This is a genomic window from Clostridium niameyense (genome assembly GCF_001243045.1).
GTDB lineage: Bacteria > Bacillota > Clostridia > Clostridiales > Clostridiaceae > Clostridium_F > Clostridium_F niameyense.
This window is the reverse complement of sequence record NZ_LN849007.1, coordinates 1,909,289-1,923,002: the sequence shown is the minus strand read 5'-3', so window position 1 is coordinate 1,923,002 and position 13,714 is coordinate 1,909,289. Positions and strand designations below refer to the sequence as shown.

The window sequence follows — 13,714 nt, the reverse complement described above, 5'->3', positions numbered from 1 at the left end:
TAATAAAAAAAAATAAGGGGTTTTCACTTAAAATTAAAGGTTTTCTTTGTTGACTGAAAAATGTGAGGGTGTTAACATTAAAATGCATAGGAGGTAACAAATGGAATCACGGAAATATATGGAGAGATTAATAAATTCCTATAAAACATATTTTAAAGTTCAAAGAAATATAAGTATATTAGCAAATAAATTAGATGTATTTGCTACATGCAATTTAGTTAATGTAAGGACTATGTTGACTGAAAATGATATTATAGATAGTTTTGAAACTAACGAATACTGTTTTGTAAAAGAGGTAAATGAAATTTCAGAAGATTTTTTAGATGGTTTTACAAAAATGCTTATAAAGGCAGAGTCAAAATATGTAAGTCCTCATAAGGATCATAAAAGTTCTTATATAACGGGAATAATTCTAAGTAATACTCCAGTAAATTTTAAAATAAAAAAGTTTATAAAAAAATTTAAATATTGTAAGGCATATAAGTTTTATTGGTATGGTTGGTGTGATATACGTCTTATTTTAGTAGATTTGACTAATGAAGAAATTATAACTAATAAAGCTGCTAAGGTTGTTAAAAAAGTGTATCAAGTACACTTTAATAAAGAATAGGAGGGATTCTTATGAATTCACTAGCATTGCTTTTAACAGGTATAATTTTGTTTTTTATTGCTTATTTAACTTACGGAAGGTGGCTCGCTAAGCACTGGGGAGTAGATATTAGTCGAGAAACTCCAGCTCATGTTAAATTTGATAATGTAGACTATTGTCCTGCAGATGCAAAAATTTTATTAGGACATCATTTTTCATCTATAGCAGGAGCAGGTCCTATAGCAGGTCCTATACAAGCAGCTATATTTGGCTGGGTTCCAGTAATGCTTTGGATAGTTATAGGAAGTATCTTCATAGGTGGAGTTCATGATTTTGGATCATTATTTGCATCCATAAGACATGGAGGAAATTCCATTGGGGAAATTATTCATGCTAATATAGGAGAAAAGGGAAAAAAATTATTTAATGTATTTGCTTGGGTTACTCTTGTATTAGTTGTGGCAGCTTTTAGTGATATTTGTGCATCTACCTTTGCTTTTGATCCAGCTAAACCCAATGCATTAACTGGAGCTCAAGCAGGAACATCTTCAATCTTATTTATATTTTTGGCTATGGGATTTGGTTTTTTTGTATATAGAAAAAATGCACCTATAGGAGTATCTACTGTAGTAGGTGTTGCATTATTATTTTTTTGTGTTTATATAGGTTATAAATTTCCAGTATTGAAATTAAGTAAATTTCAATGGCAAATAATTTTGCTTATATACATTACTGCGGCATCTACAATGCCAGTGTGGCTATTGTTACAACCTAGAGATTATCTATGTTCATTCTTATTATATGCTATGCTTTTAGGAGCTTTTATAGGTATAATTTTACTACACCCAACAATGCAATTAAAACCTGTAACATCACTTACAGTAAAAGGAAAAACTTTGTTTCCATTTTTATTTGTTACAGTAGCTTGCGGTGCAGTATCTGGTTTCCATTCACTCGTAAGTTCAGGTACAACTTCTAAACAATTAAATAAAGAAGGAGATGCTCAACTTATAGGATATGGATCTATGCTTATAGAGGGTATAGTTGCTATTATAGCTTTAATTTCTGTAGGATATGTAGCTAAAGCAGAAGGAACTCCAGCTCAAATATTTGCTAATGGTTGTGCTGAATTTATGTCTGCATTTGGAATACCTATATCTGTAGGTAAGGTATTTGTAACATTATCTTTTTCAGCTTTTGCTCTAACAAGTTTGGATACAGCTACAAGAATAGCTAGATATATATTCCAAGAATTTTTTGAAGTTAGGAAAGATGGTACAAGATCTCCACTTGCTAATATGTATACATCTACTATAATAACTGTTTTATGTGCATTAGGACTTATATTATATGGATATGATAAAATATGGCCGATTTTTGGATCAGCTAATCAGTTACTAGCAGCTTTAGCTTTATTATCATTAACAGCTTGGCTTACAAAACTAGGGAAGAAAACAATGATGATAAAAATACCTATGGTATTTATGTTTGCAGTTACTTTAACAGCATTATTTTTAGTTATGAAATCTTATTTATTTGGTGCTAATCCAAATTATATATTAGGAATTATGGCAGTAGTATTGTTTATACTTTCCATAGTTCTTTTAGTGGAGGCTTATAATGTACTAAAAGGAAACAAAGATAATAATAAAGGTATAAAGGCTTAAATATTATAAGTAGATAAAGAGCTATATCAAAGAATTTTATTTTGATGTGATCCCTTTCGTGTAAAATTTTACAATTATTTATATAAATAAAATAATTTTATTAGGATAAAATATTATTGCAAGAGAATTTATAATTAATAATAAGTGTGATACCATTAAAGGTTTTAAAAATTTCTAATCTAGTATATTATATTAAAAATATTTATATTGTACTAACGGATATTATTTAAAATCTTTGAGGCTGATAACTTTGTAGGGTTAGTTAGATGAAGTTTTGTATTAATACTTATAATTAATTATTAATATTTCTTGTGTAACTTATAGAATTAGGCAGGTGTAAGTACACCTGCCTATAATATATTATATATAGTAATTACTTGCTATATTTTTATATCTTTTTATATTTAAAAATAATTCTCTATATTTCTTATAAATTATAAGTTAGATTAACGGCAAAATAGGGCTAAAAGTGCCAGATAACAAATCCAGTTATTGCCGCCAAAACCATTATTACAACAACTATTATTGCAACAACCTCTATTGCAACCACAACTTCCTAAAAAATTAGAACATCCACAACCTCTATTGCAACCATAATTATATCCACGACAGCAACTAGGAGAACAACATTCATATTTTTCATATCCACAGCAACAATCGCGTTTATGATGTTTATGACCCATATATATCCCCCCATTCTTTTAGGGATTAGCTTGTCTAAAATTATTATATATAATTTATATTAGTATTATATGAGGGGGAGTGAATAGTGTTACATAATTATTATATGAAAACTTATGCAAATTGTTTTTTAAATAGATAAGTATTGAAAAAAATTAGCTATTTATATACAATTAATCTTAGATGTGTTTGAAAATATATATAAGAATAGGAGAATGAATGTGAGTTTTGACAATTTAGAAAATTTAAGTAATACTAAATATTCATTAGAAGAGTTATTAAATAATCTTACAAAAAATGAATTAACAGATATAAGGAAAACATTAGATGTAAAGGGCGTAAGTAAATTAGCCAAGAAGGATTTGGTAGAAGTTTTAAGTAATAATATACAATCTAATTTAGATCAAATAATAGACAAAATAGATTTTTATCAATATGTATTTTTAAATAAATATATTAAGGAAAGTGAATATATAAGTGATAATTTAGAAAAATGCCAAGATGAACTTATTTCTTTAAGAAATATGGGGTTAGCTTTTCCAATATCCTCTAATAATGAAAATTTGGTTGTTATACCACAGGAAGTAGAGGAGACAATAAAGAATAAGGTAGTAGACAACAAAGAATTTAATTTAGGATTTTTTATTTCTAATGAAGTGCTTAAAGCAATAGAGGTTTTACTTCATTACTACGGTGCTTTAGAGATAGACGAGTTGTATCCTATTTTAAATAACTTATCTAAAAATCTAAGTGGTGGAAAAGATATAGAAATTGAATTCGATAAAAGATACTTAGAGAATATATTAAGTGAACATAATAGAAATTATTACGGAATAAAAAATAAAGGTAATGCATTCTATAGTAAGAATGTTATTGACTTATATTATGTATTAGATGGGCATAAAAGGGTTGCCTACTTAGATTATTATGATTTACATATAGATGAAATAAGAAATTTCAATCAAAAAGAATTTTACATAAAAGAACTAAAAGAATTAAAAAAATGTTTGAATGATAATTTAAATATGTCCTCAGAAAAATTGGATAAAGTAGTATTATTAGCTTCTTATATGCTAAAGAATGCTTTTTCCATAGATTATATACTAGATACTATAAAGGGTAAAGTATATATTAGTGATAAAGGTTTAGAAGAAAAGATAAATTATTGTTTAATAGAAGCTAATGATAGAATCGGCAAATGGTGTTTAAGAGGATATAGTATAAATGAAATAAAGAAAAAACAAAAGGAATTATATAATAAATCATATAATAAACAAAAGATAGGTAGAAATGATCCTTGTCCTTGTGGAAGTGGTAAGAAATACAAAAAATGTTGTATGAAAAATAAAAAATCAGATATATAAATAATAACCCCATGAACTACTAAGTAAACATAGTAGTTCATGGGGTATCTATTTGCGTAAATATTAAATTATTATGTAAATATTGAATTGTATGTTGACAAGAAAATAAGACTAGTGTACTATAATGATAGTACACTAAAACATTAGGAGGAGTTTAATGAAAATAAATTTTAGCGATAAAATTCCAATATATATTCAAATAATGAATTATATAAAAGAAAATATAGTTAATGAAAGTTTAAAACTTGGGGATAAATTACCTTCTGTAAGGGAATTTTCTAAAGTTCTTATGGTGAATCCAAATACAATGCAAAGGGCATATCAAGAATTAGAGAGAGAAGGAGTAATTTATACTCAGAGAGGTATGGGAAGTTTTATTAAGGAGGACATGAATATGGTAAAAAAATTAAAAAGAGATATGTCTTTAGAAATAGTTAATAATTTTTTAGATGGTATGAAGAAAATTGGATTTAATGAAAAGGAAATTATAGATATAATTAAAGGCCAATTAGAAAAGGAGGATATATAAAATGGATACTATATTAACTTGTTCTGATTTAAAAAAGTGTTATTATAAAAAAAATGCATTAAATGGTTTAGATATGGAAGTAAAAAGGGGAAGAATAATTGGATTGTTGGGACCTAATGGTAGTGGAAAAACTACTTTTTTAAAAATAGCTGCAGGTCTTTTAAGAAAAACCTCAGGTGAAATTTTGATAAATAAAGATGAAATAGGAATTAAAACAAAGGCTAAAGTAGCCTATTTACCAGATAGAAATTTTTTGTATAAATGGATGAAGATTAAAGATAGTATAAATTTCTATAAGGATTTTTATAAAGATTTTGATAAAAAAAAGTGTGATGAACTTATTGAATTTATGGAATTAGATAAAGAAAGTAAAGTATCATCATTATCTAAAGGTATGGTAGAAAAATTATTGTTAACTCTAACATTATCAAGAAGGGCGGATTTATATCTTTTGGATGAACCTTTAGGAGGAGTAGATCCTGTAAGTAGAGATAAAATATTAGATGCTATAATAGACAACTATAGAGAGGATAGTTCTATGATCATAACTACTCATTTAGTAAATGATATAGAAAGAGTTTTTGATGATGTTTATTTTATATCAGAAGGAAAAATAATTATAAAGGGTGAAGCTGAGGAGCTTAGAATAGAAAAAGAAAAATCAATAGATCAAATCTACAAGGAGGTATTTAGATAATGGGTAAGCTTATTAAATATAATTTAAAGTCATATTATAAAGAACTCATAATATTAATTTCTTTAATTTTAATTGGAAATATTTTTTTCTTAAGTAGAGAAAATATTTGGCCAAGAGAAGCTATATTTATGTTATCACTTATGGTATGTATCTTTTCAAATTTTATAGTTTTTATATGGAATATACAAGTATTTAGTAAAGATCTTTATTCTGATACATGTTATTTAATTTGTTCATTGCCTGAAAGAGGAAGTAGCATTTTAGGGGCTAAAATAATTACTTCATTTATTCAACTAGTTGTGGTAAATATAGTAGCAGGATTATTCTTTTATATTAATATGATAAAAATTCCACAGGGATATGATGCTATAAGCAGGTTTATTAATTATAAGTCTGTTACATTAGTGTGCATATTTTATGTTATAACTTATTTAGAACTTTTGCTATCAGCATATTTTTCTATAAGTTTATCCAGAATAACTATTAAAAGAAGAAGGTTCAATAAACTTGGATCATTTGCTATATTTTTATTTATAGGTTGGGTTTTAGCAAAGATAGAGGGCCTCATTTCTACTTCTTTTGATAAATTTATAAATTTTAATCTTGTTTCAAATAGCGTAAATTTACGCTTCTATATGCCCAATACTAGTATTAATGTTGCTGGTTTAATATTTAATCTTATATCAATAGTGGTAATGTTTTTAGTAATTTCGTATTTACTAGAAAAAAAGGTTGAAGTATAAAGCAGTATTTTAAAATAAATTGAGAAATAGGAAATTAGAATTTTGAGTACTAATTTCCTATTTTATTTATACACTGTATACTGAATTTTGAAAAATTAAGGAATATTCTAAAAATTAAAGTTTAGTTAATAAATTTAAACGTAATGTTAATAAATGGTTAATTTGTTAAATTGATATCTATCTTATTGGTTGATATAATTAATGCACAAACTCCATTTAATAACAAATATGTAAGGAGGTTTAAAATTTATGAAAAGTAAAAAATTATTAGCTACAGTCTTAAGTGCTGTAATTACTCTTTCTACAGCTTCTGCAGTTTGTGCTGCTCCTGTAGGGAAAGAGAGTAAAAGTGAACCAAAAACTACAACAATATTTTGGGAAAAGAGCGAACAAAACACCAAAAGAGCTACTACTGGTATAACTCAAAAGAAATTTAATAACTCTAAGGAAATAACCAAATTCTTTGAAGAAAATACTTCTAAATTTGGTGTAGAGAAGGGTTCCCTTAAAAATATGAAAACTGTAAAGGATGATAAAGGCAAAACTCATTATCATATGATTTATCAAGTAGAGGGTATCCCTGCATACTATGGAAGGATTGTTTTTACAACTGAAAAGGATTCCTCAATGGATTCTATAAACGGTAGAATTGATACTGCCTTTGAAAATGGTAATTGGAAGAATAAAGTAAAGTTATCAAAGGAGAATGCTATAGAAAAGGCTAAAAGTGGCATAAAATATGATAACCTATCTAAATCAAAAGCAGAGTTATATTTGTACAATTTTGAAGGAAAACCTTATGTAGTTTATTTAGTGAATTTAATCACAAATGATGGAGAATGGAATGTTTTTGTTAATGCTGAAAATGGTTCTATAGTAAATAAATTTAATAACACTCCTACTTTAATTAATGAGAAAGATCAAAATAAGCCTAATGCTGAGGAAATTAAAAGAGAGGCTGAAAAGGATAAAAATTCTAATATAAATAGTGTAGTAAATGTTAATGGGAAAAATTCCAAAGGTAAAGGTAAAACTAGTCTAGATGGAATAGTAGATATTGATTTAACCTATAAGGACGGAAAATATTATTTAAAAGATAGTAATAAGAATGTTTATTTATATGACATAAACAATAGTTGGGCTTGTTTATATAACTACCCTAAATCATATATATTAAGAAAATCAAACCTTGTAGAAAATAACAACAACAAGTTTACAGAGGATAAGCATGTTGTTGCAGTAGATGGTTATGTTAATTTATCTAAGACTTATGATTATTATAAAAATAAATTAAATAGAAATAGTATAGATAATAAGGGCATGAATGTTGAAGGATTTATTCATGCTGGTAAAAACTTCAATAATGCCTTTTGGAGAGATGACCTTGGGGCTATGTTCTTTGGTGATGGGGATGGAAAACTATTCTCACCATTATCAAAAGCTTTAGATGTTGTGGGTCATGAAGTAAGTCACGGTATAACCAGTAAAGAATCTAATCTTAGATATGAAAACGAATCTGGTGCTTTAAATGAAGCATTTTCTGATATTATGGGAGTAGCAATTGATGGTAAAAACTTTGAGATAGGTGAAGAATGCTATACACCAAATATTGAAGGAGACACAATGAGAGATATGAAGGATCCATCTAGAGGTAATCAACCAGCTCATATGAAAGACTTTGTATATCTTCCTAATGATAGTGAGCATGATAATGGTGGAGTTCATATAAATTCAGGTATAATAAACCATGCTGCTTATTTAATTGCAGATGGTATGGAAAGGGCTGGAGAAAAGAATAGTAAAGATATTATGGCAAAATTATTTTATAGAGCTAATTGCTATGAGTGGGATGAAACAACAAATTTTGCTAAATGCAGAAATGATTTAATTAAAGTTACTAAAGATGTTTATGGTGAAAATAGCAAACAAGTAAAAATCGTTGAGAATGCTTTTGATAAAGTTGGAATAAGTGCTACACCTCAATTACCATTATAATAAAAAATACATTAAATGAATAAAAAATATATATAAATAAAATGTAAATAAATAAGATGATCTCTTAATTACATAGAGATCATCTTATTTATATATACTAATTATATTATATGTTTAATTTTTATTCTATAAAATTAATAAATTATAAGTAATAGTATATTGGGGGCTAAGATGTTATGAAAAGTAAAAAATTATTAACTGTAATTTTAAGCACAATAATGACGCTTTTACCAGCTTCAGCAATTTATGCTGCAGGACCTATAGGTAAAAAAAGCAAGAATGAACCTCAAATAACCACAATATTTTGGGAACAAAGTAAGGAGCATAACAAAAAATCAACTACTAATATAAAAGAAAAAAAATTTAATAATTTTAATGACATAAACGAATTCTTTAAAGAAAATATCTTTAAATTTGGATTAAAGAAAGGCTCTCTTAAAAGTACAAAAACCTTGAAAGATGAAGATGGCAAAACTTATTATCATACAATTTACCAAATAGAAGGTATACCTGTGTATTATGGAAGAATAGTTTTTACAACTGAAAAAGATTCTACAATGAGTTATATAAGCGGTAGAGTAGACGCTGCTTTTGAAAATGAAAGTTGGAAAAATAAAATTAAACTATCAAAGAATGAAGCCATAGAAAAAGCTAAAAATAATATAACGTATGAAAAACTACATGATTTAAAGGTAGATTTATATTTATATAATTCTAAAGGAAAGCCTTATATAGTTTATTTAGTAGATTTAGTTACAGACACAGGAAATTGGAATGTTTTTGTTAATGCTGAAAATGGTTCTATAGTAAATAAATTTAATAATACTCCTACCATAATTAATAGTAAAAATTAATATTATAGCTAATTAAAATAATATTATAGATGAAAATTTTAAAACAATAATGAAATATTTAAAAATAGGAAATTAGAGTTATAGTTATTATACTTTAAAGTTTTTAAGAATAATAACTTATGATTACTAATTTCCTATTTTTTATTAATTTAAATTTAATTAATTTGCTAAAATTTTAAAATATTAGGAATAATTAAGAGGAATATGCCATAGTAATAAAAGTATTAAAGCCTACAATTATTTTAGTTTTTATACTAGTTTTATTTTGAGAAATTTAAATGTTTTAAAAATTTTTTCTTTTTATTATGATAAGTTCATTATTATGGAACTTATTTCATAAAGTAGATATTTTTAAATCTTATTATCAGAATTATATGGATGATATTTTTAAGTTTTAATTAAAATAATAAGATTTTATTATTTATAAGTTAATTTTAAAATACAAGATATATTGACCATTGAACAAACGTTCGATATAATAAAAATATATCATAACTTTAAAATAGGGGATGAGTTAAATGAGTATACATGAAGTTAATGAAAATTATAATTTATTTATTAGAATTAATTATAAAACTGGAGGGAAAAATATAATTAATAAAATAAATACACATATTAAAAACGATACAAAGGGTGAAAAGTACATAATAGGTGGGGGGATTATTAATAAATCAGGAGGAACTTTTGTTTTTCAAGTAAAAGATTTAGAAGAAATCAAAAAAATAAGCAATAAAACAAATAATTTCAATTATAGTATATTTGCGGTTCCTAAAACTTTAAATTAAGATAATTATGTAGTAGAATTAATATGTAATATATCTGCTATTGTCATGAAATTTTAAAATGTTATAATTAACCTATATGTAAATTTAGGAGGAATATTAATTGGAAAAAATTGCTTTAATAACAGATACAACTTGTGATTTATCTAAAACCCTGCTAAAAAAATATAATGTAGAACAATTAGCGTTTAGAATAATATATAAAGATAAGGATTATAAAGATAAAATCGAAATAAGTTCAGAAGAAGTTTATAATAATTTAGAAAATGAGGTTCCTACGTCTTCACTTCCTTCTATGGAGGATATGGAAAATTTATTTAATGAATTAGAAGAAAAGGGATATACTCATGTTATAGCTGTTGTATTATCTAGTGGATTATCAGGTATATATAATGCTGTAAAAATAGTTAGCGATAATCATCCAAAACTTACTACATATGTGTGTGATTCAAAATCTATTTCTTTAGGAGAAGGTATAGTTGTAGTAGAATGTGCTAAAATGATAAAATCAGGTAAAAGTTTTATGGAAATAGTAAAGCATATACCTAATATAATCAGTAGAATTCAAGAGTTCTTTGTGGTAGGAACACTTGAGTATTTGAAAAAGGGTGGACGTATAGGAAAAGTAGCAGGAACTATAGGAGAACTTTTAAATATTAAGCCCATAGTTTCTATAGATAGTATTGATGGAAAATATTATACCTATGATAAAGTTAGAGGTAGAAAACAATCTTTAAGTAGACTTATAGACATAGTAAAAGATATATTAAATAAAGATAAATGTAGTATATATGTAATGCATGGTAATGCAGAGAACGAGGCAAAAAAAATATTTGATATGTTAAAAGTCTTGCCTAATGTTACTTCTGCATTCTTTGGAGGATGCATAAGTCCAGTTTCAGGAGTACATAGTGGACCAGGATTAGTTGGTGTAGCATGTTTCAAGGACGAATAACATTAATTAATTTGGTGCAGATATTGAAAAAAGCTCCTTGATAAAGTTAATGAGAGGGACTTTATCACGGGGTTTTTTATGCTGTATAAATTTTACTTATTCTCTAATTACTATCAATTAAATTTTTTAAAATATATATTAACATAAATACGTTTTCAATATATAATATGATATGGCATGATATAGAAGAAATAAAATAGGGGGTAAGAATTATGTATTATATTTTTATATTTGTAGCTAAAATATTGGAAGTATCGTTAATGACTATAAGGACAGTACTTATAACTCGTGGGGAAAAATTATATGGATCTATTATAGGTTTTATTGAGGTAACGATATGGCTTTATGTAACTAGTTCAGTTTTATCAGGTATAAAAGATGACCCTATCAGAATGGTGGTTTATGCATTAGGATTTACCTGTGGAAATTATTTAGGTTGTGTTATAGAAGAAAAATTGGCAATAGGATTGCTTACTATAAATGTAATAGCTTCTGAGAAAGATGGAAAAAAATTAGCAGAAATTTTAAGAGACAAAAATGTTGGAGTAACTATTATAGATGCAGAAGGAAAAGTAGATCAAAAGAAAATGTTAATAATACATGCTAAGAGAAAAAATAGAGAACAAATAATAAGAACTATAGAAGAAAGTAATATAAATGCAATGATATCTATAAATGATATAAAGACAGTTTATGGAGGGTATGGTATAAGAAAATAGTAGATTATATTGATTTTGCATATCAGTACTTATTAACTTATTTTAAATAGACCTTATATATTAGTGTAAGGTCTATTTATTTTAAACTTGCATAAATAATTAATAAATACATAATTATATGTGACTTTAAAATATTTAAAAATTTTTAATAGGTTATTTAAAGTATCTACATAACAAAGTCTTATACTACTTATGGTAATAGAATAATAGAGACTATAAATTTATAGGGGGTAAAGATGAACAAAGCAAAATCATGCGATTATATAAATAAATTTAAAAATGTATTATTAAGAAATTTAGATATAGTATTATTTTTGGTTATTGTAACTTTAAAGGTAATGATTTATGGAAAAGAAATATCTCCAGAATTTTTCAGTTACAAATATATACTCTTACCAGTTGTAGCATCTATATTAATTCTAATATCTGTAGGATATTTTTTAAAAAGAGAGAAAAGAATAAAGTTCTTATACGTTTTAAATATAATAATTACCTCAATTATTATAGCTGACTTACTATATTTTAGGTATTCTAAAGATATTATATCTTTTGGTGCTATAAGGAATGCTTTTTTACTAGGGGGAGTAGCTTCTAGTATAACTAGTTTATTTAGGATTACAGATTTTCTTTATTTCTTAGACATAATATTGTTTTTACCATTAGGGAAAATTTATAAAAACAAATCTTTTAAAGAAAATGAAAAGTTTGTAAGAATTAGAACTGCTCTATTAATACTTGTTATAGGTATCTCATTAGACGGTATAAATATATATAGATTATCTGTAGATCAACCAGGACTTCTTCATACTATGAGTAATAGAATATATATAACAAGAGTTTTAGGAAATGTTAATTTTCATGCTATAGATGCATATCAATTTACTAAGAATAAAATAAATAAAAGTAAAAAATTGTCCCCAGAAAAAGAACAACAAGTAGTTAATTCTCTCAAAGAAAAATCTACATCTCAAGGAGACAAATATAAAGGTATAGCTAAAGGTAAGAATTTAATTGTAATACAGGTAGAGGCTCTTCAACAGTTTGTTATAGGTGCACAAGTGGAAGGACAAGAGATAACACCTAATTTGAATAAGTGGTTAAAAAGAAGTATGTATTTTGATAACTATTTTTATCAAGTAGCAGCTGGAAATACTTCTGATGCAGAATTCTTATCTAATAACTCATTATATCCAGCTTCATCAGGAGCAGCATATTATATGTATAGTTCTAACCAATTTAAATCTTTACCTAAAGAGTTAGGAGATAAAGGATATTATACTGCAGCAATGCATGGTTATAAAAATGGGTTTTGGAATAGGAATGTAATGTATAAAGCTCAAGAGTTTCAAGATTTCTATGGTGAAACAAGCTATAATGTAGACGAAGAGGTAGGTTTAGGACTCAGTGATAAATCATTCTTTAATCAATCTATGGAGAAGATAAAAACATTTAAAGAACCGTTCTACAGTTTTTTAATTACTTTAAGTAGTCATTTCCCTTACGATGATGTAAAGGGATATGGGGATTTTAATGTAGGAAAGTATGAGGGTTCTTTCATAGGAAACTATTTGAAAGGAATACATTATACAGATACTCAAATAGGTATATTTTTAGATGAGTTAGAAAAGGAAGGGTATTTAGATAATTCTATAATAGTGCTTTATGGTGACCATAATGCTATATCTAAAAATTATATCCAAGAGTTATATGATTTTGTAGGGGAAAAAGAACCTAATGATTTAAAATGGTATCAACTTCAAAAGGTTCCTATGATGATACATTTTCCTCAAGATCAGTATAAGGGAGTAAATAATATTTATTCAGGACAAATAGATTTATATCCTACATTAGCTAACTTATTTGATTTACCTAAAGAATATATGCTAGGAAATGATATTTTAAATGCAAAGGATACAAAAGTAACATTTAGGAATGGATCTTTTACTGATGGAAAAATATTTTATGTTTCTTGGACAGGTGACTATTATGATATAGAAACAGGAGAAAAGATATCTGAAACAGAAGAAATGAAAAAACAAAAAGCTGATTCATTAAACCAATTGCAGTGTTCAGATGAATTATTAAATCATAATTTGATAAAAAAATTAGAAATGGAAAAAAGTAAGTCTGAGTAATCAG

12 protein-coding genes and 1 pseudogene are annotated in these 13,714 nt (G+C 26.1%); 12 read left to right on the top strand and 1 reads right to left on the bottom strand.

Annotated elements, in window-relative coordinates; genetic code table 11:
• Positions 1-100: 100 nt before the first annotated feature.
• Both BN1711_RS10055 and BN1711_RS10050 read left to right on the top strand, forming a co-directional pair.
• Complete coding sequence (locus tag BN1711_RS10055) at positions 101-610, top strand: DUF8052 family protein (RefSeq protein WP_050608020.1); 510 nt, start codon at positions 101-103, stop codon at positions 608-610.
• A gap of 11 nt (positions 611-621) precedes the next feature.
• On the top strand, positions 622-2,256 hold the full coding sequence (locus BN1711_RS10050; RefSeq protein WP_050608019.1) for a carbon starvation CstA family protein: 1,635 nt from the start codon (positions 622-624) through the stop codon (positions 2,254-2,256).
• 446 nt (positions 2,257-2,702) lie between these two features.
• Here the strand turns inward: BN1711_RS10050 and BN1711_RS12670 are convergent, their stop codons facing one another.
• Positions 2,703-2,939: a hypothetical protein gene (locus BN1711_RS12670; RefSeq protein ID WP_187367290.1), complete on the bottom strand. Its 237-nt coding sequence runs from the start codon at positions 2,937-2,939 to the stop codon at positions 2,703-2,705.
• 213 nt (positions 2,940-3,152) lie between these two features.
• Between BN1711_RS12670 and BN1711_RS10045 the strand changes: the two genes are divergently transcribed.
• From BN1711_RS10045 to BN1711_RS10000, 10 genes and pseudogenes are all read left to right on the top strand, one after another.
• On the top strand, positions 3,153-4,301 hold the full coding sequence (locus tag BN1711_RS10045; RefSeq protein ID WP_243128256.1) for an SEC-C metal-binding domain-containing protein: 1,149 nt from the start codon (positions 3,153-3,155) through the stop codon (positions 4,299-4,301).
• 157 nt (positions 4,302-4,458) lie between these two features.
• Entirely contained in the window at positions 4,459-4,830 is a 372-nt protein-coding gene (locus BN1711_RS10040) for a GntR family transcriptional regulator (protein ID WP_050608017.1), read from the top strand.
• Position 4,831: 1 nt separating this feature from the next.
• Positions 4,832-5,527 carry an ABC transporter ATP-binding protein gene (locus tag BN1711_RS10035; protein ID WP_050608016.1) on the top strand — a complete coding sequence of 232 codons (696 nt, stop codon included), beginning with the start codon at positions 4,832-4,834 and terminating at the stop codon, positions 5,525-5,527.
• Complete coding sequence (locus BN1711_RS10030; protein WP_050608015.1) at positions 5,527-6,270, top strand: hypothetical protein; 744 nt, start codon at positions 5,527-5,529, stop codon at positions 6,268-6,270. Before BN1711_RS10035 ends, BN1711_RS10030 begins: the two co-directional genes overlap by 1 nt.
• A 249-nt stretch (positions 6,271-6,519) precedes the next feature.
• Positions 6,520-8,265 (top strand): M4 family metallopeptidase, encoded by a 1,746-nt coding sequence (locus BN1711_RS10025; protein ID WP_050608014.1) that lies wholly within the window; start codon positions 6,520-6,522, stop codon positions 8,263-8,265.
• Between the two features lie 176 nt (positions 8,266-8,441).
• Positions 8,442-9,116: pseudogene (locus BN1711_RS10020) on the top strand (PepSY domain-containing protein); the annotation flags it as partial.
• Positions 9,117-9,637: 521 nt separating this feature from the next.
• The gene (locus BN1711_RS10015) at positions 9,638-9,904 is read left to right on the top strand and encodes a hypothetical protein (RefSeq protein WP_050608013.1); all 267 of its coding nucleotides are present in this window, start codon (positions 9,638-9,640) and stop codon (positions 9,902-9,904) included.
• Positions 9,905-10,004: 100 nt separating this feature from the next.
• Positions 10,005-10,856, top strand: coding sequence for a DegV family protein (locus BN1711_RS10010; RefSeq protein WP_050608012.1), 852 nt, complete (start codon positions 10,005-10,007; stop codon positions 10,854-10,856).
• A 212-nt stretch (positions 10,857-11,068) separates the two neighbouring features.
• Entirely contained in the window at positions 11,069-11,575 is a 507-nt protein-coding gene (locus BN1711_RS10005; RefSeq protein ID WP_050608011.1) for a DUF2179 domain-containing protein, read from the top strand.
• A 236-nt stretch (positions 11,576-11,811) separates the two neighbouring features.
• The gene (locus BN1711_RS10000) at positions 11,812-13,710 is read left to right on the top strand and encodes an LTA synthase family protein (RefSeq protein WP_050608010.1); all 1,899 of its coding nucleotides are present in this window, start codon (positions 11,812-11,814) and stop codon (positions 13,708-13,710) included.
• Positions 13,711-13,714: the final 4 nt, after the last annotated feature.